Genomic DNA, 21192 nt, shown 5'->3' on the forward strand with positions numbered 1-21192 from the left:
CCCGCAGCGCTTCCTGAAAACAGGCCGCGGCCCGATTATAATCCCTCTGGCGCTCGTAAACCAGTCCCAGATTGTTCAGCGACTCGGCGGCCTCCATGCTGTCCGCTCCGGCCCCTGAAATCCTCATCGCCAACGCCTGGCGGGCATGGGACAGGGCCAGGTCCACCTCGCCGGTCCGCAGATAAGCGACGCCCAGGTTGTTGTGAATTTCGGCGGTGTCCAGTCCTTCAGCCGCGAAGCTTTCCGTCTGAATCTGTAAGGCCGTCCGCAGGCAGGTGATGGCTTCCTGATAAGCCCCTGTTTCCAGCAGCGCCGCGCCGAGGCTGTTGTTGATCTGGGCGATTGCCGGGGAACCCTTTTTCAACCGGCGGCCGGCCAGGTCCAGACTTTTGCGAAACCATGGGATGGCCTGGGGGTAATCACCGGAGCGTTCCAGCGCCAGGCCGAGGTTATGACAGGCCCGGGAATTTCCCGGCGCTTTTTTGACACCGTCCTGCCAGAGAGCGATAGGGGTCAGCCACACGCCATTCCGCTGCCAGGCCCACAGGCCGCAGAGGCAGATCGCCGCCGTCAGGACAAAAGCGCCGGCTCTGGCGGGCCGGAGATGACCGGCTGCCGACGCGACAACGGCCATGACCGGAAAGACCGACGGCAGGTAGGTGCGGTGCTCGAAGATGAGGGGCAGGCCGATGAATGAGGACTCGATGGCCAGGTTGCCCAGAAACCAGAAAATGGCGAACGACGGCAGCGGGTGTTCACGGGCCGCGGCTATTGCCAGGACGATCAGTCCGGCCAGGGCCGTCAGGGCCGCTATCGTGGGGAACGGGTCCGTCAGCGACAGGGACAGGGGAAAGTCGTAATCCACGGTCAGTCGGTCCGGATGGGGGTAGAACAGCAATGACACAAAGTAGATGACCACCCGCGGCTGGGTCAGCAGCCGCTGGCCGGGGGTAAACGGTTTGTCCCGGTACGTCTCGGCTATCCGTTCCAGGGGGTGGCCGCCCAGGCAGACGACGGCAAGCAATCCGCATAGAATCGGGATCACTATCAGCCAGGGAAACCGTTTTTTCAACCAGGCGGCCTCCCGATTCTGGAAGAAATACCATTCATACAGAAAGAGGAATATCGGCAGGGTGACGATCGTTTCCCTGGCGGTCAGACCGACCAACCCGCACAGGGCGCATCCGGAAAACAGCAGGACCCTTTTCCCCTTGCCGGAGGTTTCATTCTGCCTGATCCGTCCCTGAATATAGCAGATCAGTGCCAGCAGGTAGAACATCGTGGCCAGCAGGTTCATGCGTTTGACGATATAGGTGACGGATTGAATGTGCGGCGGCAGCGCCAGCCAGAGGAGGCAGGCCAGAAGCGGTGTCGATTGTGTGCGCTGATGCATTCTGCCCAGGGTAAGCCCTGTCAGATAATATACCAGCAGCGCGTTGGCAATGTGGAGGGCAAGATTGACGAGGCGGTAACCGGTGACGTCCAAGCGGTGCACGGTGTAGTTCAGGAGAAACGTCAGCTTGGCCAGGGGGCGGCGGGCGGAAGGTTCTTCGAATAAATTGGTCAACGCCTGCCAGGTAATGTCGGTGACCATGATCTGGGGGTTGTCGACGATAATACCGTCGTCGTCAAACACGAACGGGGCTGACAAGGTGTGGCCATAGATCGCCAGGGCGACCAGAGCCACAATCCCCGCCACGGTCAGCGGGTGATGGAAAAGGGTCGAAGGGGGAGAATGATTATTCATCGGCCTTGTTACCGGATCTGGTCGTGAGCGCTTTCAACTGCTGCCTGGCTTCGGCATGCTCCGGGTGGTCGGCGAGGATTTTACAATACTGGGCAACGGCCTCGTCCGTCAGGTCCTGCCGGGCCAGAGCTGCTGCCAGGGCCATTCGCAATTCGGGAAAATCGGGCCCCAGGGCCAGGGCCTTTTCCAGGTGCGTGCGCGTGTCCTGGTATTTTTCCTGCCGCAGCAGAAAAAGGCCGAGCTCGGCGCGGGCGGCCGGAGCGTCCGGCGCCAGAAAGACCGCCCGGAAAAGGTGAAATACCGCCATTACGGGGTCGCCCAGCCTGTCGCAGGCGATGCCGATATTGATGTTGACTTCCGCCAGGTCGGGCGACAGCTCCAGGGCTTTTTTTAAGTGGGGCAGGGCTTTGCCGGCATCGCCGGCCCCCAGGAAGATGGCGCCCAGATTGTTTTCGGCGGCGGCGTTTTCCGGGTCCAGCTCCAGGGCCCGGCGGCAGTGGCGGATGGCCGGCTCCACCTGACCGGTCTGATAATAGGCCCTGCCCAGGGCGTTATGCGCGTCGGAATCGTTCGGGGAAAGGCGAACGGCGGTTTCTAGCAGCGGCAAGGCTTCCACCGGGTTTCCTTTTTCGGTCGCGATGATACCCAGATTCGTGAACGCGCCGGCGAAACCCGGCTGCAATGCGATGGCCTGCCGGAATTCGTCTTCCGCCGCCTCCATATCTCCGGATTGATAGGAGAGCAGCCCCCGGTTGTAGTGAACCGGCCCTTTTTCGCCATGGGGGAGAACCAGGGCTTTTTCATACTCGGTCCTGGCCTTTTCCACCTCCCCGGCTTCGGCCAGGGCCAGTCCGTAGTCATTCCGGGGGGCGACCAGCCGCGGCGACTTCATGCAGCCGTCGCGCCAGAAAGAGACCCGGTCCTGCCAGGTGATGTTCCGCTGATACGTCCAGTACCCGTTGGCAATAATGAGTCCACCGGCCAGAATGATCGCCACCCCTCTGGATCGCAAGAGCCGGATCAGTAGAGCGGCCGCGGCCATGGCCGGGAAGATTGAGGGAAGATATAGACGGTGTTCGAAAGCCATGGCCAGACCGATCAGCGAAGATTCGACCGCCAGGGTCCCCAGATACCAGAAAACGGCAAACGACAACAGTCGCTGTCGCCGGGCCGTTTTTACGGCCAGGACGACCAGGGCCGCCAGGGCCGCCAGCGCGAGCGCGGTTGTCATCGGGTCGGTGACAGCACGGGAGAGGGGAAAATCATAGTTCAGGGTCAGCCGGTCCGGATGGGGATAGAACAGCAAGGACAGATAGTAGACCAGAACCGACGGCTGGGTCAGCAGGCGCTGTCCGGGGGTGAACGGTTTGCCGTGATAGGTGTCCGCTATCCGCTCCAGGGGGTGGCCGCCCAGGTAGAGACCGGCGAAAAGAACGCACAGCAGGATCGCCAGAAGCGGTCTCCGCCAATGCCGTCGCAGCCAGCCGCTGTCCAGATTCCGGAAAAAAAACCATTCATACAGGAAAATAAATGCCGGCAGGGTGGCGACAATCTGCTTGGACACCAGACCCGCCAGCCCGGCCAGGCAGCAGCCGGAAAGCCACAGGGCGATGACGCCTTTGCCGGCACCCCGCTCCTGGCGGGTTCGGGCCCGGACATAGCAGATCATGGCCAGGAGATAGAACAGGACGGCCAGGGCGTTCATGCGCTGGACAATATAGGTTACGGACTGGGTATGCGCGGGCTGGACCAGCCAGAGCAGGCCGGTCAGAAGGGACGGAAAAAAAGGCTTTCTTCCTGTCAGGCGAAAGGTCTGCCAGGCCAGGCAGAACACCAGCCAGCCGTTCACTACATGGATGAGAAGATTGGTCAGGTGGTAACCGCTTTCCCGATATTGATGCAGGTAGTAATTGGCGGCAAAAGTCATTACCGGCAGAATCCTGTCGGCGGGATTGTGTTTTATCGCATCAGCGATTTGCCCTTTTGTCAGCCGGGTCAGACGGATATGGGGATTCTCGCGGATCAGGGAAAGGTCGTCGCAATAAAACGGCGCCGGCAGCGAATTGCCGTAGATCAGCGCGCCGATGGCGTAAATCATCAGAAAAACGGCCGGAGCCGCTTTCCGGAAAACCATGGCGCTGTCGGAATGACCGGGGGTCATGGGGTGTCTTTCAGGTGATTCATCATCTGTTGAAAGCGGGGCGTGTCGCGGATCGATTCCAGATCCGGATCGGTCCGTAACGCCTCAATGTCATGATATCCTTTTTCCATCGCTTTTTCCAGCTGCCCCAGGGCGTTGTCGGTCTGGTTCTGCCGGGCATACAGGCAGGCCAGATTGAATGACACCGTCGCTGACCCGGGCAGCAGCTTTTCCAGTTTTTCCAGTACCCCGGCGGCTTCGCCGTATGCCTGGCTGCCGGCCAGGACCACCGCCAGCTGGTTGAGCAGGTCCGGAGCCTCGGGAGCGACCGACAAGGCCCGGCGGTAATAGTAGGCGGCCTCGTTCCATTGCCGCTTTTTTTCGCTGATCAGGGCCAGTTTCGCCAGAACAGCGGGATCGTCCGGTGACAGATCCAGGGCCCGGGTCAGCTCCGTCCGGGCCTCGTCCAGGCGGTTGGCGGCCAGCAGCGCCGATCCCAGTTCGGCCCGGGCCCGGGCCAGTTTCGGCGTGGCTTCCGCGGCCCGGGTGAGAAAGGCGACGGCCTCTTCCGGCCGGTTCAGCGTGTTTAAGGCGATGCCGGCGTTTAAATTGGCCTGGGGGTGGAACGGGAACCGGTCGAGTACCCGCTTCAGGTGAAACAGCCCCTGGTGCGGATCTCCTCCATGCTGCAGCAGGGCGCCCAGCATCACTTCGGCGTCGGCGTTATCGGGATCCACCGCCAGGGCCCGGCTGCAGATCTCCATGGCCCGGCCGATGTCTCCGTCTTTCTGGTAACCGGCCCGGGCCAGCAGGGGATAGGCGGGTGTCAGCCAGGGGGACAGCCGGACCGAGGTTTCCAGGTGGGTGACGGCCTCGTCCAGACGATTTGCCGTCAGCAGGGCCCGGCCCAGGTTCATGTGCGCTTCCGCCAGGTTCGGATTGATCTGGACGGCCCGCTGGCCGAAGTCGATGGCCTTTTCGGTGTCGCCCAGGTCATCATACATTCTGGAAATATTATTGTACGCGTCGGCCGTATTGACTTTGGGCGGGGAAAGGGCGATGGACTGCCGGCAGGCGGCAATCCCTTCCTCATTCCGGCGCTGTTTGCCCAGGGCCATGCCCAGGTTGTTGTAAGCGATAAAGCTGGCGGGCGACTTTTGAATGGCGTCCTGCCAGAGACGGACTTCGTCGGCCCAGATCCCGTTCCGCTGCCGGGTCCAGAATCCGCAAACGGCGATCAGCAGAACGATCGTTGTCATGGCCAGCCGACGGGGGGCGATGCGTTGCAGGAGAACGCAGGCCATGGCCATGAACGGAAAAACCGAGGGAAGATAGGTGCGATGTTCGACCAGCATGGCCAGGCCGATGATGGACGATTCCACCGCCAGGGCCCCCAGGAACCACAAGATAGCGAAGGAAAACAGGCGGCTGCGTCTGGCTTTCCGGACGGCGGTGATAACGGTCAGCAGCAGCAGAGCCAGCGCGGGCAGGGTGGTGGCGGGACGGGTCAGGGACGTGGAAACCGTCACCCAGTGATCGACAGTCAATCGTTCCGGCAGGGGCAGCAGCAGCAGGGAAATATAATGGATGATCACCCGGGGCTGGGTCAGCAGGCGCTCCCCCATGGTAAAGGGCTTTTTTTCATAGGTGGCCAGAATAGCCGTAACGGGGTCGCCTTTGAGATAGATGAAGACCAGGACGGTGAGGATGGCCGCCATGGCAAACAGGGTTGTCGCCTGCCTGCGGATGAAGCCGGTTTCAAGATCGCGGATAAAAAACCATTCATAGAGAAAAATCATCAGCGGCAGGGTGATGGCGCTCTCCTTGGAAGCCAGGGCGCATATTCCCGACAGCCCGCTGCCGATCAGCCACGGGGCCGCGGCGGTCCGCCGGCGCCCGGCTTCGGGTGGAACCGTTCTGGCCCGGATGTACATGGCCAGGGCGGCGAGGTAGAACAGGGCGGACAGGGAGGTCATCCGCTGAACAATATAGGTGACCGACTGGGTGTGAACCGGGTTGACCAGCCACAGGGCGGCGGTCAGGAAGGGTGCCGCCGGAATCTCTTTTTTCAGCAAGGCCAGGGTCTGCCGGGTCAGAAGGTAGACCAGCAGCCCATTAATCACATGAATCAGCCAGTTGACCGCATGATAGCCGGCGACCTGATAGCCGTGAAAATAATAATTCAGGGCGAAGGATAACACGGGGATCGGCCGGGTAATGGAACGGCTCCGGATAATATCAGCCAGGGAGGACGGGGACAGGTCCCGTACCCGGATATGGGGATTCTTCGGGATGTTCAGGTTGTCGTCAAAAACAAAGGGGGCCCGGAGGGTATTGCCGTAAACGGCCAGGCACAATAGACCCAGGGCCATAAAAACGACCGGTATCCGCCACCGCTCTTTCCCGGGCGCCAGAGGATCGATGCTCGCGTGCATGCAAGAGGACATTAAGTGTTAAGTGATTAAGTGGTTAAGTGTTAAGTGGCTACGGGGTATACATCGCATAAGTGTCAGGTGAATTCAAGAATCTTCAAAAGCGCCCGGCGGTCGTTATGGATGACGCGGCGCGGGGGCGATGATACGCCGAAATTTATCCTTGACATTTTTTCGCAATTCGGCAACCATAACACATAAACACTGTTCGCGGATACAAATTCAGGTGCTTGATTATGATCGATCACGCTGTACGATGGGGGGGGATGACCCATCCCGGATTCAAGTTTCGTCTAAAGATATTTTTTAGGATTATCCTTCTCCTCCTGGCGGCCTTCCTGCCGTTGCCTGGTATCGCCGGCATGGACGTTATGACCAACCATGAAATGGGTGAGCTGGAAGGCGGCAAAATGTGTGAACTGGCCATCAGCGACCCGAACTACTATTCTTCCACCACCCCTGTTACCGTGGTCCGGTTTGCCAGCGATATCTACCTGGAAGCATACGGAGAAGTCGGTTCGCTTAAAATGGGAGACTACCCCCGCTCGGTGGCCGAACTGGGGGACATGGCCTCCATGGACTCCAACTACACCATGGTTTACGGCCCGCAAGACCGGTCCAATCCGAGGGGCGGGGGGGCTCAGGTAAATGCAAGCTACATGGGGACCGGCGGGGATAATCCCTATATGACCAATACCAACCGGACCGACCGGATTCATGATCGTTACATGGGCACCGGCTCCAGCACCCTCGACCTGGGCACATCCGCCTATCAGCAGTCCGCCAACGCGCCGTGGGATAACTTCGGGTCCTATCTGGCCACCAATTATCCTGAAACTCAATGGGACATCAACTGGGAGGCCATGAAAACCGGGCTTTCCGCCGAATACCCCCTGCGCATTTACGGTCTGGTGTTAAGGGCGGAGTTTGATCACTGGGGCACCTCTCTCCAGCAGTTGCGGCGATTCGTGATCGGCTCCAATAACCTCTATGGCTATGCCTCGGCCCGGCCCCTGGTGAGCAGCGGCTGGCTGAATGCCGAAATGGCCCGGCTCAATAACGCCGTCATGCCGCTGGTGCGCCAGACCTGTTTTCAGGTCCAGCGGGATCCGATCATGGATCAGTACTGGTCCCTGTCCAGTTTTTATTTCAATCCCGACAACACCGGGGCCCATGGCTCCTTCCGCCAGTTCTGGTTTAATACCTGCATGAACGACGTGACCATCACCCCGGGCATTGCCAACCAGGTCGGCCGGTATCAGGATAAAAATCACGGGTTTTTCCTTATGGTCGACATGACCGACAAGCGGTTTTCCGGATGGAATTTAATCGGCGGCGTCAATGAATACCGGGACTGGCCGCCCCTGGAGCAGGATGACTCCCACTATTTTGAAAACGAGTACCGATAAATCATCAAGATTATTGATTCGGGATGAAGGTATGAAAAACAGCATTTATCGCGCAGTCGTGCTGGGGATTCTGCTGATGGCGGTTGGCTTGACGGGCGTCGATCGGGTGGCGGCCATGCAGGCCCTGTCTACTACCGACATGGGCGGGGTCACGGGCATGGCGGGTCTGACCATCTATTTCAAAGATCTGGACGCCACCCTGATCCAGTTGGACGACTACATGCTGGATTTGAGCCCCAGCGACACCACCGACTGCTCGTTCCGGATTCGCGATGATAACAACAGAACGTCCATGCCCCTTCCACCGGCCGGTTTAGACGGTAACAACATTGCCATGTCTTTTTGCGGGAGCCCCACCGACGAGAGCGTGCCGATCAATGTGGACTTTCTGGGGCTTGAAATCGATATCGGCTACGGGCGCTGCGCTGGTGAGACGATACTGGACGCCGACGCCATAACTTTTTCCCTGACCGGATACGGCAGTACCGAAATGTACAACGTCTGGGACCTGGCCCAGTTCGATCCCCCCACAGCCGCTCCGTTTGACGTGTTCGGTCTGACCCTGGGGGAAATCTTCTGGGCGGAAAAATATATCGACCCGGAGAAGCACCTGTTCATGCATATCCTGCTCTCCCCGCTTTCATCTTATGCTGACGCCGGTTTTGTCGATTCCAACGAAGGCGCCTGGCAGGTTCCGATCGGTACCGGCCTGACCAAGGCCCAGATCCGGGACAACACTGGCGTGGGCGGTGAACTGGGCCTGAAACCGGGCGGCGGCACCTTCGGGTTCACGGGATTTAAAAAGTCCACCGGCAGCCCGCAGCGAGCCACGATCAGCAGTGTCATGCTGGCCGGAAAAATTATCGATCAGGGGACAACGGCCGCTGGCCCTTATGCCTCAGCCGATACCGATCAGTATCCCAACTGGAAATCGATTAACCGGAATTATTATTACCAGGACAGCCTCAACAACTGGAATATCATGGGCGAAGCGGTCATCGGGGTCCACCATTACCGTACCTATAACAGAACCAACTATATTGGAAAGTATGCCAGCGGCGCCAATTTTGACATGTCGACCTTTGCCGATAACGTCATCGGCGCCACCAGCCCCACCCGGCCCCTCCGTTTCCAGGTGGCCACGGCCGACGCCGGTTATGACTGCGACGGTGACGGTCTGCGGGATACCTACCTGATCTCTTATATGAACGGCCACTATTCCCGGACGGTTTACTTTCCGGACAGTGCCGTCTCCTCCATGGGGGCGTCGCCATCAACTTCCCCCACCAGCACCGTCCCCCGGAAAAAGGAGTATATCCTCGGCGATATGCGGATCGGTTTTTCTGAGGAAAGGTACCCTTCCCGAGACTGGAGCAACGGCGTTTTTACCACCCTGATCATCAACGGCAGCGAGATCCGCCACGGCGGCTCCTGGGTGGTCAATGACATATCCCTGGAATACAACAAGGTGGTTATCCCCGGGGACCGGAACCTCGTCCAGGAAACATCCGCCGCCAGCGAGGATTACATCATTCCGGACCGGGATTACGGCAACGACGGCACCAACAACGTCAATCAGCTCGTGTTCCTCGGCGACCCCACCTCCTCTGCCCGTACCATGGAGATTGCCAATCCCTGCGACGGTGATGCCGGCGGTAATTATGGCTTGCCGATGAATGAGGGCGATACGGCAGCGGACCTTTCCCGTCCCAGTACCTGGTGGCGATAGGCCCCTTTTCCCATCCGTAAAGTTTCGAGAAGCCGACACTCCCGGTTCCATTTTTTTCGGAGGGGGGACCGAGGTCATCCTGTTTTGTGCTTTTTCCCTCTTCCGATATCTGATATTCTTCCGTCATGATGCGATACCTGTGGACAGGCCTCTGCCTGACGGCGCTGATTGCCGTCGTCTACCTTCAGACCGGTCGGTTTGAGTTCCTCGGGTTTGATGATCCCCAGCTGGTTACGGAAAACAGCCATGTCCGCCGGGGAGTGACCATGGAAAGCGTCAAATGGGCGTTTTTTTCTTCCTGGCGGGAAAATGTCTTCTATTATCCGCTTTCTCTGGTTTCCCATATGGCGGACGTGAGCGGGTTCGGCCTGGATTCCGGCCGTCACCACCTGACCAACGTCGCTGTCCACGCGGCCGCGGTACTGGCCTTGTTCGCGCTGCTGGCGCGGCTCTCGGGGGGGATATGGCGGGCCGGACTGGCCGCCGGTTTGTTTGCCGTCCATCCCCTGGGCGTGGATTCGGTGGCCTGGGTGACGGAACGGTCCAATCTGCTCTGTGCCCTGCTGACGGTGGCCGCCATGGGCGCTTACGCGCAATACCGGACGAGCCGGCGGAAACGCTGGTACGGCTTCAGCCTGGGGCTGTTTTTCCTGGCCCTGCTGGCCAAGCCCACGGCGGTCATGGCGCCGGTGGTAATGTGGCTGATCGGTCGTCTTGATTTTGATTCCGGTCCGGTGGCCGGCGCCCCCCGACTACCGGTCGTCAGGGACCTGCTGCCGTTTGCCGTCCTGGCGGCGCTCCGGATCATGGCGGTTCTGGCGGCGGAACGCGGGGCCAGCCCGGCGGTATCGGACGGGGTCATGACGACCGGGATGCTGGCCGCCAACGCCCTGACAGCCATGACCGCTTATCTGATCAAAGCGGTTTTTCCTTTCCGGCTGTCCGTATACTATCCCTTTCCCCAGACCCTGCCCCTGTGGCAGCCGCTGGTTTCCGGTCTGGTGATGACGCTGGTCACGGCCATGATCCTGAAGGCCGGCCGCCGGCGGCCCATGGTTTTACTGGGGTGGGTATGGTTTCTGGCTTTCCTGGCGCCGTCATTCGGCGCGGTGAGGTCCGGTCCCTGGCCGGCCATGGCCGATCATTACGTCTACATTCCCCTGATGGGGCTGTTTACCGCCCTGGTCTGGCTGGCGCCCGCGCCCGGCGGTTCACGCCGGCGAAGGACGGCGGCCGGGGCCATTGCTTGTTCTCTGGTGGCGTATTTCGCGGCCGTCTCGTATGTCCACGCCGGGCATTACCGGAACAGCGTCACCCTCTTTACCCGGGCCCTGGAACTGGACTCAAAGAATTTTCTGGCCCGGATCGGCCTGGGTAACGCCTTTCGCCGGCAGGGGGCGATGGCCGCGGCCGAGGAGCATTTCCGGGCGGCTGTCGCCATCCGGCCAGAATCTCCCGGGGCGCATAACAACCTGGGGCTGGTGCTGGCGGAACGGGGAGGCTGGAAGGAAGCGGAACAGCACTTTCTCATGGCCCTGGCCCTGGATCCGGGGTTTGCCATGGCGCGTGACAATTTAATCAACTTAGAGCGGAAGCGGGCGGCGGCGCCGGACGCAGGGGGTGATTCCCCGGGCCGGGCGGCCAGTGAACCGCCAAGAGAAGAATGAAGCGGCAAAAATGAGTCTGACTCCGAAACTCCGGCGAAGTCTCGCGGTTTGGCTGCTGCTGGCAGCCGTCATGGCCGCCGCCTCGTTCCATCGGGTGGGCCGGTATAAGGACCGGCCCCTGTATGATCCCCGTTCGGATGCCGGTTTTTTCTACACCGAGGAGGCCTTCCAGTACCGGTATGCCCGGATGACGGCCGGCGGCGAAGCCATCCCCTGTTTTGATAAAAAGGCCCAGTGGCCCGAAGGCGTCCGCCCTTTCCGGGACCTGACCCTTTTTCAGGAATATCTTCACGGAACGGCCTTCCGCCTTTTTTCGGTTTTTGTCAAAACAGTTCCCCTGCACGTATTCCTGATCTACTTTGTATCGTTTTTTTCCTCCCTGGCCGTTTTGGCGCTGTTTTCGAGTGCCCGCGCTTTGGGCGCGGACCGGGGCACGGCCCTGCTCTGTTCCGCCCTGTACGCGTTTACCGGGGCGGCCTTTGCCCGGTTGCAGTTTTACGAACTGGAAAATACGGCCTTCCCCCTCATGGCCCTTTCTTTTGCTGCCTTCCTGCGGGCCATACGCGGCCGCGGACAGGCCATGACCACCGCGGTTATTTCCGGCGGCCTGATGGCGCTGGCACTGATCACCTGGCATTTTACCCGGTTTTATCTGCTGATTTTCTGGGCGGCCATGGCCGCGGCCTTTTTGCTGCGCGGCGGCAACCGGAAGCACCTGGCCGCGGCCGCCATCCTGCTGGTTTCAGCCGCGCTGACGGGGTTGCTGTCGCCGGTCATGAGAAGCGGCGGTCTGATCGGCTCCCCGACCATGCTGGCCGCCGTTCTGGTGGTGACCGGTCTGCATTTGAATGACCGCCATGGGCTGAATGCGCTTTCCCGGCTGGTTCTGATGCTGATCGGCGGGTTTATTATCCTCATCGTTCTTTCCTTCGGGAACGAAACATACGCCTACGGCCATGTCTGGGATCTGTTAAAATACAAATTGTTTCATGCGCTGGTCAAACCGGCCGATTCGTCGCAACTGCCGTTTGCCGGCCGTCTCCTCTGGAACGGGCCGTTTGACACCCCTTCGCCCGGGTATCTGATTTACCGCTACGGCCTGTTGCTGCCCCTGGCCCTGGCTGCTCTTTTCCGGTTTGTCCGGCAGCGGCGGGGCACCGCCGGATTCGCGGACATGCTCACCGTTGCCATGACGGTGCTGTTTGCAGCGGCCAATATCATGGTGGAACGGTTGACCATCTTCGGCGCTTTCTTCCTGGGACTGTCCGTTGTTTATCTCTTTCCCCCGGCAACGGTCAAGGCCGCGTCGGCCGAGGCCGGGGTCTCCCCCGCCGGTTCCGGCCCCGGCCGGTTCCGGCTGTCCCATTTTTTTCTGGCGGCGTGCCTGATCATTCAGGCGCGGGAAGCGGTGCTGTGCGACCGGGCGTTTCTGGCCGAAGCGGTTCGGCGGCTGTTCCCGGACCGCTCCCCGGTCCCGCTTCTCCCGTACACGTCCGATGAGATGGACATGCTGGCCTGGATCCGTGACAACACGCCCGAAGAGGCCGTGTTCCTGTCCAACCAGGGGAACAGCCCTTCCATTTTGACCTACACCGGCCGGGCCATTAACCTTCACCCCAAACTGGAGACCGAGGGCCTTCGGAAAAAATATGAAACCGCGCTGTTTGCCCTTTTCGGAGAGGATGAAGAAGCGCTGTACCGTTTGCTGGACGCGATGGAAACCGATTATTATCTTTATCCCGCCAACAATCTGCTGTATGCCGGTCCGGACAGCGAGCGGTATATGGCCGGTCGCTCCCGGATATCGCGGGAAAATCTCACCTGGCGGCTGCATTTTGATCCCGGCGGCTTCCGGCGTCTGCGGCTGGTTTACCGGAACCGGAGCTATCAGATCTACCGGGTTCTGGACGCCGGGGCCGGCGCGCCGGCGGTCAATTATGTTCCGCCTTATTTCCCGGTATTTGATCCGGATCTGTTTGGCGCCCGCGGATCCGGACCGGCGGATGGTTTCGACGATGCCCTGGCCCATTCGGTTCTGGAGCGGGTGGATTATGCCGCCCGAATGATGGCGCAGGCCGGATCATGGCTGTCCCGGGGCAACCGCCGCCAGACGCAGGCATTGATTCAGCAGGCCCTGGCCATGGGCCTGCCCGACGGCCGTATCTGTTTTCTGGCCGCCGAATACATGACGCAAATGGAGAATGTCGATCAGGCTTTTTTCTATATCCGTCAGGCGCTGACCTATGACCCGGAAAATATGGCAGTCAAAAAGCTGCTGGCCAGGATTTATCTGCTTCGGGATGAACCGGACCGGGCCCGGTCCGTGCTGGCTGAGATCATCCGTCAGGATCCGGCTGACGCGGCGTCCCATAACGATATGGGCCTGATCCTGTGGCGGAAAAAGGAATTCGCGGCCGCCCGGGACTGTTTTTTGCGGGCGCTTAGTCTGAATCCGGAATTTGAGCAGGCCCGCCGCCATCTGGAGATACTGAACGGAAATTTTCAGTAATGATGAAATCCGACGCGGTTTAAAAAGAGCGACGCCTGAACTTTTCGATGATTTCCGTCAGCACCCGTTCCGTTTTTGTCTCCTGCCGTCCCCGCATCAGGTTGCTTATCATTCGCGGAAGCCGGGAGGGGTGACGGAACAGAGAGATGGCATGAAACTGGATCAGCCCCGTCCATTTTAGCAGCAGCAACCGGTTTTTTCCCAGCAGCGGATTCCATGACGCGGACGGAACCAGGGCGGTGGCGTCCGCCGTCTGGTAGCAGAAGTCGTCGTCGACCGGCACCGGCCGGATGGCGGAAGCGTCGGCAAAGGCCCGTGTCCCCGGCAGCAGGACGAAAGAGGAAATGGCGATTTCGTCAACGTCCCGTTGGGCCAGCCAGCGGATCAGCCGGTAAGTCCGGCGGATGTCTTTTATCGTTTCCGTGGGATAGCCGATGACAAACAGGGCGCTGACGATCATTCCCGCTTTTTTGGCGGCCACAACGGCCTGGCGGAAGCGGTCCAGGTCCAGGTGCTTGTTCATGGCCGCCAGCACGGCCGGGCTGCCGCTTTCCGGGGCGAACTGGATATGGCGGCATCCGGAGCGGAGCATCATTTCCGCCATGTCATCATCCATGACTTCCGGCCGGCCGCCCACCGGCATCTGCCAGCGGATCCCGGGATGACGCGCCAGAATCGTCCGACACAGGTCCCGGATCCACTCCCGGCTGATCAGGGGGCTGATGTCCAGAAACTGGAATTCGGTGATATGTTCTATTGATACGTATGCGGACATTTCGCGCACGATTGCTTCCGGCCTCCGTTTTCTCCAGACGCCTTTCCACATGGCCGGCGCCGAGCAGAAAACGCAACCGTGGGGGCAGCCCCGGGAGGCCAGCATAGTCATGGTCCGGGCCTGGGCCGGTCCAACATACAATTTGTAAGCCTTCCAGGGAATAAGGTCCCAGGCCGGAAAGGGCAGGGAATCCAGTTCGGCTATGGGCGGGCGATCGACGGTTTGATGAATTTCTCCGGTGTCCGGATCTTTCCAGGCGATTCCGGCGATGGCTGCAAGCGGCCGGCCGGTTTCCAGGGCGTCGGCAATTTCCACCAGGGTCTCTTCCCCTTCTCCCAGAACGCAGGCGTCCAGCGGCGCCTGACGGAGACAAAGATCAAACAGGGCGGTGGGGTGCTCGCCGCCGGCGATGACCGGCACATCGGGAAGAACTTTTCTGATTTGCCGGACCAGATCCCTGACCAGGGGCCAGGTATGGGAAAACATGCAGGACACGCCGATCAGATCGCTCTTGGGATCGATCCGGCGGAGAATGTCCTCCGTCGCCAGCCCCTGCCGCAGGAACCGCCTGGATAAGGGGTATGGCACAAACCGGTCAATGGCTTCCCCCACAGCGTCGATCACGTCGACGGTGTGTCCGTGGCGCCGCAGGAAGGCGGCCAGATAGGCCAGCCCCAGGGGAGGGTGGCAGAAGGCGGAATAATGGAACCGTCCCGGCAGGGCCGGCGGATTGATCAGGGTGACGCGCATCCCCGCCCCTTCGGGATATGCCGGATCAGCCGGAGGGCCAGCCAGACGTAGCGGCAATTGATGTAAAAATTGTTTTTGCTGACCCCTTCCTCTCTTCCTTTCCAGACCGTGGGAACCTGGCGGATGGAGGCGTTTTCCAGCAGAGGCTTCAGGGTCGTTTCAATGAAAATCTCATGGAGGGTCCCTTCCCAGGGGATGGCCTCGACCAGCGATTTCTGTAAAATTTTGAAACCGTAAGTCAGGTCGCCGATATCGGTGGCGTAAATCCGCTTGAAAATCTGCTGAAACAGCCAGTTGAGCCACAGTTTCACCGGATGGTAGTGGGTGAACCCGCCGCCTTCCATCCAGCGGCTGGCAACCACCGCCTGGCAACCGGTCCGTTGGATTTCCCTCACCATGCGGTCCACGGCTTCGGGCTCGGTCTCCAGGTCCGCGGACATGATGGCCACATAGTCTCCGGTGGCGGCCGCCATTCCCTCCCGGACCGCCCGGCCCACGCCCGGATTCTCCTGGAAGCGGGATATCACCCGCGGGTCCTCCGCTGACAGGGCCCGGCAGATATCCAGGCACCGGCGGGTGGAACGGGGGCACACCACCAGGATGATTTCGTGGATGTATCCCCGGTCATTGGCCTTCAGCCGTTCGATGGTCTGCTTCAGGGACCCTTCCTCCGAATAGACGGTGATCACGACGGTTAACCGGATCCGCGGATGGATATCATTCATGGCGATGGCCGCCGTGCCTGCGATTGTGAATTTATCATTGGACATTCCGCAAAATAAAAATACTATATACAGGATAGGGGGTGATGGCAATCGTTGTTTACCCGCTTTGACCGCATATAATATGACGCCTAAACCTTTTCATATCGTACTGACGACCATTCGCGTGCCTGACGTGCTGGACAGCTATCTGGATAACATCCGGCAATACGGGCACCTGGATGAGGTCAAAGTGTGGGTCATCGGTGACCGCAAGACGCCGGCCACGGCCGGGGATTGCGCGGGCAGGCTGACCCGTCAGGGCCTGGAGACGGTCTTCATGGATCCGGGGGACCAGGAAAAGTGGGGGAAGCGATGCGCCGACTTCTGCCGCCGTCTTCCGGTCAATAATGAGACCCGCCGGAACATCGGGTACCTGCGCGCCCTGGAAGAGGGTTGCCGGACGCTGATTGCCGTCGATGACGACAACTTCCCGACCGATTCTGATTTTATCGCCGGTCATGGCGAAACCGGCGGTCCTGCCCGCGGCCGCGCCCTGACCAGCGCCGCCGGTTTTTATAACGTCTGCGACCATCTGAATCTTGACCGTGCCGGCCGGGTTTACCCCCGGGGATACCCCTTTCTGCTGAGAAACGGATCGATCCCTGAAGTGACCCTGACGGACCTTGCCGATGGCGCCGGGTACGGCATCACCATGGGACTGTGGACCGGATCCCCGGACCTTGACGCCGTCACCTGGCTGAACGGCCCGGTGACCAGCCTGGCCTACACCGGGGCAAACCGTTACGTTCTGGCCCATGATACCTGGATCCCTGTCAGCGGGCAGAACGTGAGCGTCGCCCGGGACCTGATTCCGGCCTATTGCTGCATTCCCATGGGATGGCCGGTTCCCGGGGGGAACATCCAGCGCTATGGAGATGTCTGGGGGGGATATTTTCTGCAGGCGGTAATAGACCGCACGCCCTATCATGTGGCGTTTGGCCGGCCGGTGGTGGATCACCGGCGGAACCGGCACTGCTACCTGGACGATCTGCGGCATGAATACTGGGGCATGATGCTGACCGACTGGCTGGTCGGCCTCCTCAAGTCCGAATTTCATCCGGCCGCGTCGGGAATCCCTGACCGGACGATGGAGCTGGCGGGTTTCCTCGCGGATAATGCCGTGGCACGGATGCCGGAGTGGTGCCCGGATGAATTAAAAGCGTTCCTGCGGCAGACCGCGGACAACCTGTCTGCCTGGGTATCGGCCTGCCGCCGTTTAAGCTAATGTCTTTTGGGTCGGTAAATCCCTTTCAAGGCGCGGCGGGCGAAAATCGGCAGGTAGAGCGATAGCTTGTAAGGCTGGGGATAATTTTTCACCAGGCGGGCCAGCCGGGCGGGATTCAGAAAAAACCTCCGGTTGGCCCGGCGCTGACAGGCAAAGAGAACATGGTCCGGCACATCGGAGAGGTTGACGGCCAGGCCGGCATACTCCATGTCGTCATAGTTGATGCGTCGCAGCCGATCCGGGAACTGCTTTTCCGCCAGTCGGTACATCTCCGTGTTGGGAAAAGGCGTAGTGGTAAAATAGGAAACCGTGTGCAGCCGTGACCGGCAGGTGACGTCGATGGTCATCTCCAGATCCGCTTCGGTTTCCGTGGGGAATCCCATCATGGCAAACCCGTTGGAGAGAACGCCGAGCGAGGCCGCGTAATCCACGTTTTCAAGATACTTGTCAATATCCAGATTTTTCCGGATCAGTTTCTGAATCCGGGGGGAACCGGATTCCAGGGCGAAGCTGGCGTAGTACATGCCCATTTCCACCAGCAGATCAATCTCATCCCGGGTGAGGATATCGGTGCGGACGCCGTTGGGGAAGACCAGTTTCGTCTTGAGCCCCCGCCGGTTGATCTGCCCGGCAAGGTCCGCTATCCGCTGTTTGTTGAGATTGAAAATATCGTCCAGAAATTCGAAGTCCCTGATGCGGTGACGTTTTTGCAGCCAGGCCATTTCGTCGGCGATACGTTCGGCCGAATGCCAGCGGAAGGCGTCGCCGAAGATCCGGTGACAGTAGATGCAGTGGTAGGGGCATCCCCGGCTGGAAAACAGAGAGGCGTAGCGCCGGGTCGGCAGGGGCGGCATGGACTGGGTCTTCCAGTACGGGGCCAGATCGATGAGGTCATAGGCCGGCGGCGGCAGCGAGTCGATGTCGTTGATGTAGGGGATATTGCCGGGGTTGGCGATAATATCGCCGGCGCCGTCCCGACGATATATTCCGGGAACGGATTCAAACGAATCCCCTTCAAAACGGGCCCGGATGATCTGCTCCAGGGCCAGTTCCCCTTCCCGGGGTACCGCCAGATCGGCGCTGTTGTTCGCCAGGGACCGGGACTCAAAGGCGGATACATGGGGACCGCCGATGATGATCAGCGCCCGGGGAATCATTTTCTTTAAGTGGCGGGTCAGGTAGGGCAGGTTATGCGCCGTGGGCGTTGTCGCGCTTAACCCGATGATGTCGGGCTGAAATGAAACGGCCCTTTCGATGATGCGGTCGTTGGAGCAGTTCTCGACCTTCTGGTTGATCAGCAGAATATCGGCATCGAATTTTGACCGGACATAGGCCGCCAGGTACATGATGCCCAGCGGGGGGGTGACCAGCGGGAATTCGACCTGCCTTTTGCCGATATTGGCCAGAAAGAGTCGAAATCGCTTCAAGGCCGTCTTCCTCCGGCGATTATCTGTTTTAGCCGTTGCCGCGGAAATCGGTTGATGACCTTACCTCCAGCAGTTCAATTTCGATGATCATCAGCTGATTGGGGCCGACACAGCCGCCGTCGATGAAATTACCCATGTCTCCGTATGCCAGCGCGGAAGGGATGAAAAAGCGGTAGTGGCTGCCCGTGGGCATAAGGGAAAGGGCTTCTTCCCAGAAGGGAAGTTTGCCTTTGACCGGGACAAAGGTCGGTTCGGCAGTGGTGGACAGGGCCGTGACGATGGTGCCGTCGATCAGTTTCGCCCGGGAAAGGATCCTGGCGTAACCGTCGGCCGGGGGAGAGGGGCCGTCTCCTTTTTCCAGAATCTGGTATTGCAGGCCGCTGCCGGTGGTCATGATTCCCTCCCGGCCTTTATTCTGTTCCAGAAACGCGGTCTGCTCGGACAGGTTTTCCCCGGCGTCTTTCATGATTTCCTGGTTTCTGAAAATGCGTTCTTCTTCAAAAACCAGGGCCTTGATATCAAAACCCTGTTGCTGAGTCAACAGGGGGGGGGACTTTTGAAAGGCGTCCCGGATGCCTTTGATGAAAGCCGCTTCATCAATGGTCACGGTCTCCAGGCTGGAAATCGCGCCCACGGCCTCATAGCCCATGACATAACTGAATTTCTGGTCGACCGTGTCAATGGCGACATCATCATTTCCGCCGGAACAGGAAGTCATCAGGCAGATGAAAATCGCAAGGATGGTCATCATAAATGTTGTTCTCATGCGTCATTCTCTCTGTCAGTTCGCCGCCGAAGGCCGGCGGCAAGCGTGTTGTTTTGGATGCGCCCGGATAAACAGAAAACTTTTTACAGCGGGACGGGGGGTTTGTCAAACCGCTTTTTCATGTTGGTTTCACGCTGCCGTGTTTTCCGAAGTCTTTCCGGCGCGGGCAGCGGTAAAAAAGCGTGGACAATCGCGACGCTACAATAATATTATATACCGATTGCAAATCAAAGCACTCTCTCGGACAATATCATGAATTCGGCAAAAATCTTTTCCGGCACCATGGCCTCCGTTCTGCTGTTTGCTTTTTGTCTCGGCTGTTATGCGCTGATGGCCTACGGCGGCATCCGTACCGCCGACGGAGAGATCGTATACCGCACCGGTGAGGCCCTGGCCACCACCGGCTCTCTGGCCCTGGACGAGGACATGGCCGGATGGCGGGGATTCGCCGTGGCCACGGGAGTGGACGGCCGCCTTTATTCGGTATTCGCGCCGGGACAGTCGATCCTGATGGCCCCCTTCATCCGGCTGGGGCTGGCCGTCAATCAGACCCGCTGGTACGAGAGCGGGCGGTTTGCCGTACCGGTCAGTTTCACCGTTGATGAGGATTCCCTGAAGGATTATTTTTTCAACCGCCGGCCGGCGTATCCTGAAAAGCATGCCCGGCGCTTTGTGACATCGTTTTTTAACGCGGTTGTCACCGCCCTGGTGGCGGTGACTTTTTTCTTTGTCCTCCGGCACCTGGCCGTTTCAATACCAGCGGCGTTGGCGGCCGCTCTTCTGCTGGGCCTGGCTACGCCCCTGTGGAGTTATGCCGGCACCATGTTCAAAGAGCCGCTGACCATGCTCTGGACCCTGGTTGCTTTTGACTGCCTGATCCGCAATGACCCTGACGCCGGCGCGGCAGGGAAAAACCTGAGCCGGCTTTTCTTGGCCGGGCTCTGGATCGGTCTGGGCTTTTTTACTCACACCACCGTCATCCTCTTTGTCCCTTTCTTTTTCGCTTATGGTGTCTATCCCTTTGTGAAAAGTTCCGGACACGGCCTGAATCGTCCGGCAGCGGCTGCTCTGGTGTTTATCGCCGGGTTTTCCCTGTTTACGTCGGTTTTCTGCTGGCTGAACTACACCCGCTTCGGGAGCATTCTGCAAACCGGCCGGTCGATGTCTCCGGTAGCGTACGGCGCGGTGGTCGCTCCCTGGGAAGGATTGGCCGGACTGCTGGTCAGCCCCGGCAAGGGCCTGCTGCTGTTCTGCCCGATCGTGCTGGCGGGCATAGTCTGCTGGCCCCGGTTTCACCCGTCCCATCGTTTCCTGTCCACGACGCTGGTCGCCATGATCGCTTTCCGCTGGGTTTTTATCTCCTGCTTCAGCGACTGGCATGGCGGGTTCTGCCTGGGACCACGGCACCTGCTGCCGGTGGTGCCGTTCTTTCTGATCCCGGTGGCGTTTTATCTCTCGGAATGGTTTGCCGCCGATCAGCGGAGAACAGGCGGGATGAAGATCCCGGCGGCAATCTTCTTCTCGGCCTGCGTCATTCAGCAGATTTATTTCTGCCTGGGTGAACCGATTTCTTTTTATTATCTGCTGAAACAGTATGGACTGGAAAGAGGGGTTTCCATTATCTCCGATAACAGCATCTATTTCCAGTGGCGGGCGTCGCCGCTTTTTTATCTTCTGGAAGCCAACCGCGGCCCGTTTCTGCTGAAACATGTGCCGCTGGATAACTACAGGCTGTTTTTAATGGCTGTTGCCGTGATGGCTTTAACGGTATTTTTGATTTTTATACTGGTCCGGATGCTTTGCCAGACACGTTCTCGGCCCCTCGGCCCCTCGACCCCTTGACCCCTTGCCA

13 protein-coding genes are annotated in these 21192 nt (G+C 59.6%); 6 read left to right on the forward strand and 7 right to left on the reverse strand.

Translation table 11 applies throughout. The features are described from left to right. From AB1724_12440 to AB1724_12450, 3 genes are all read right to left on the reverse strand, one after another. Positions 1-1747, reverse strand: a 1747-nt coding sequence (locus AB1724_12440) for a tetratricopeptide repeat protein (protein ID MEW6078616.1), incomplete at its 3' end; no start/stop codon positions are given. After that, positions 1740-3908, reverse strand: a complete 2169-nt coding sequence (locus AB1724_12445) for a tetratricopeptide repeat protein (GenBank protein MEW6078617.1) — start codon at positions 3906-3908, stop codon at positions 1740-1742. The genes AB1724_12445 and AB1724_12440, both read right to left, overlap by 8 nt. After that, on the reverse strand, positions 3905-6322 hold the full coding sequence (locus AB1724_12450; GenBank protein MEW6078618.1) for a tetratricopeptide repeat protein: 2418 nt from the start codon (positions 6320-6322) through the stop codon (positions 3905-3907). The genes AB1724_12445 and AB1724_12450 overlap by 4 nt, the downstream gene beginning before the upstream one ends. A 233-nt stretch (positions 6323-6555) precedes the next feature. On the opposite strand from AB1724_12450, the gene AB1724_12455 reads away from it, so the two are divergent. From AB1724_12455 to AB1724_12470, 4 genes are all read left to right on the forward strand, one after another. Further along, positions 6556-7728, forward strand: a complete 1173-nt coding sequence (locus AB1724_12455) for a hypothetical protein (GenBank protein ID MEW6078619.1) — start codon at positions 6556-6558, stop codon at positions 7726-7728. A gap of 31 nt (positions 7729-7759) precedes the next feature. Next, positions 7760-9457: a hypothetical protein gene (locus tag AB1724_12460; protein MEW6078620.1), complete on the forward strand. Its 1698-nt coding sequence runs from the start codon at positions 7760-7762 to the stop codon at positions 9455-9457. Between the two features lie 125 nt (positions 9458-9582). Then, entirely contained in the window at positions 9583-11124 is a 1542-nt protein-coding gene (locus AB1724_12465) for a tetratricopeptide repeat protein (protein MEW6078621.1), read from the forward strand. Positions 11125-11134: 10 nt separating this feature from the next. After that, positions 11135-13633, forward strand: coding sequence for a tetratricopeptide repeat protein (locus AB1724_12470; GenBank protein ID MEW6078622.1), 2499 nt, complete (start codon positions 11135-11137; stop codon positions 13631-13633). A gap of 19 nt (positions 13634-13652) precedes the next feature. Here the strand turns inward: AB1724_12470 and AB1724_12475 are convergent, their stop codons facing one another. Further along, positions 13653-15158, reverse strand: a complete 1506-nt coding sequence (locus AB1724_12475; GenBank protein ID MEW6078623.1) for a radical SAM protein — start codon at positions 15156-15158, stop codon at positions 13653-13655. After that, a complete protein-coding gene (locus AB1724_12480) occupies positions 15143-15883 on the reverse strand; it encodes a glycosyltransferase family 2 protein (protein MEW6078624.1) in 741 nt (246 codons plus the stop codon). Before AB1724_12480 ends, AB1724_12475 begins: the two co-directional genes overlap by 16 nt. Positions 15884-16004: 121 nt before the next feature. Between AB1724_12480 and AB1724_12485 the strand changes: the two genes are divergently transcribed. Next, a complete protein-coding gene (locus AB1724_12485) occupies positions 16005-17147 on the forward strand; it encodes a hypothetical protein (GenBank protein MEW6078625.1) in 1143 nt (380 codons plus the stop codon). On the opposite strand, the gene AB1724_12490 is transcribed toward AB1724_12485, so the two are convergent. After that, positions 17144-18574 carry a radical SAM protein gene (locus tag AB1724_12490; protein MEW6078626.1) on the reverse strand — a complete coding sequence of 477 codons (1431 nt, stop codon included), beginning with the start codon at positions 18572-18574 and terminating at the stop codon, positions 17144-17146. The genes AB1724_12485 and AB1724_12490 overlap by 4 nt on opposite strands. Positions 18575-18602: 28 nt before the next feature. Continuing rightward, positions 18603-19340, reverse strand: coding sequence for an FKBP-type peptidyl-prolyl cis-trans isomerase N-terminal domain-containing protein (locus AB1724_12495; GenBank protein MEW6078627.1), 738 nt, complete (start codon positions 19338-19340; stop codon positions 18603-18605). 252 nt (positions 19341-19592) lie between these two features. On the opposite strand from AB1724_12495, the gene AB1724_12500 reads away from it, so the two are divergent. Then, positions 19593-21182: a hypothetical protein gene (locus tag AB1724_12500; protein ID MEW6078628.1), complete on the forward strand. Its 1590-nt coding sequence runs from the start codon at positions 19593-19595 to the stop codon at positions 21180-21182. Positions 21183-21192: the final 10 nt, after the last annotated feature.

It is taken from the genome of Thermodesulfobacteriota bacterium (assembly GCA_040753795.1).
Taxonomy (GTDB): domain Bacteria; phylum Desulfobacterota; class Desulfobacteria; order Desulfobacterales; family Desulfosudaceae; genus JBFMDX01.

What these genes read in the sequence shown, in the direction of transcription:
- AB1724_12455 (MEW6078619.1), top strand. Translation starts at nt 6,556, where the DNA reads ATGATCGATCACGCTGTACGATGGGGGGGGATGACCCATCCCGGATTC.
- AB1724_12460 (MEW6078620.1), top strand. Translation starts at nt 7,760, where the DNA reads ATGAAAAACAGCATTTATCGCGCAGTCGTGCTGGGGATTCTGCTGATG.
- AB1724_12475 (MEW6078623.1), bottom strand. Translation starts at nt 15,158, where the DNA reads ATGCGCGTCACCCTGATCAATCCGCCGGCCCTGCCGGGACGGTTCCAT.
- AB1724_12495 (MEW6078627.1), bottom strand. Translation starts at nt 19,340, where the DNA reads ATGAGAACAACATTTATGATGACCATCCTTGCGATTTTCATCTGCCTG.
- AB1724_12470 (MEW6078622.1), top strand. Translation starts at nt 11,135, where the DNA reads ATGAGTCTGACTCCGAAACTCCGGCGAAGTCTCGCGGTTTGGCTGCTG.
- AB1724_12485 (MEW6078625.1), top strand. Translation starts at nt 16,005, where the DNA reads ATGACGCCTAAACCTTTTCATATCGTACTGACGACCATTCGCGTGCCT.
- AB1724_12480 (MEW6078624.1), bottom strand. Translation starts at nt 15,883, where the DNA reads ATGAATGATATCCATCCGCGGATCCGGTTAACCGTCGTGATCACCGTC.
- AB1724_12465 (MEW6078621.1), top strand. Translation starts at nt 9,583, where the DNA reads ATGATGCGATACCTGTGGACAGGCCTCTGCCTGACGGCGCTGATTGCC.
- AB1724_12450 (MEW6078618.1), bottom strand. Translation starts at nt 6,322, where the DNA reads ATGCACGCGAGCATCGATCCTCTGGCGCCCGGGAAAGAGCGGTGGCGG.
- AB1724_12500 (MEW6078628.1), top strand. Translation starts at nt 19,593, where the DNA reads ATGAATTCGGCAAAAATCTTTTCCGGCACCATGGCCTCCGTTCTGCTG.
- AB1724_12445 (MEW6078617.1), bottom strand. Translation starts at nt 3,908, where the DNA reads ATGACCCCCGGTCATTCCGACAGCGCCATGGTTTTCCGGAAAGCGGCT.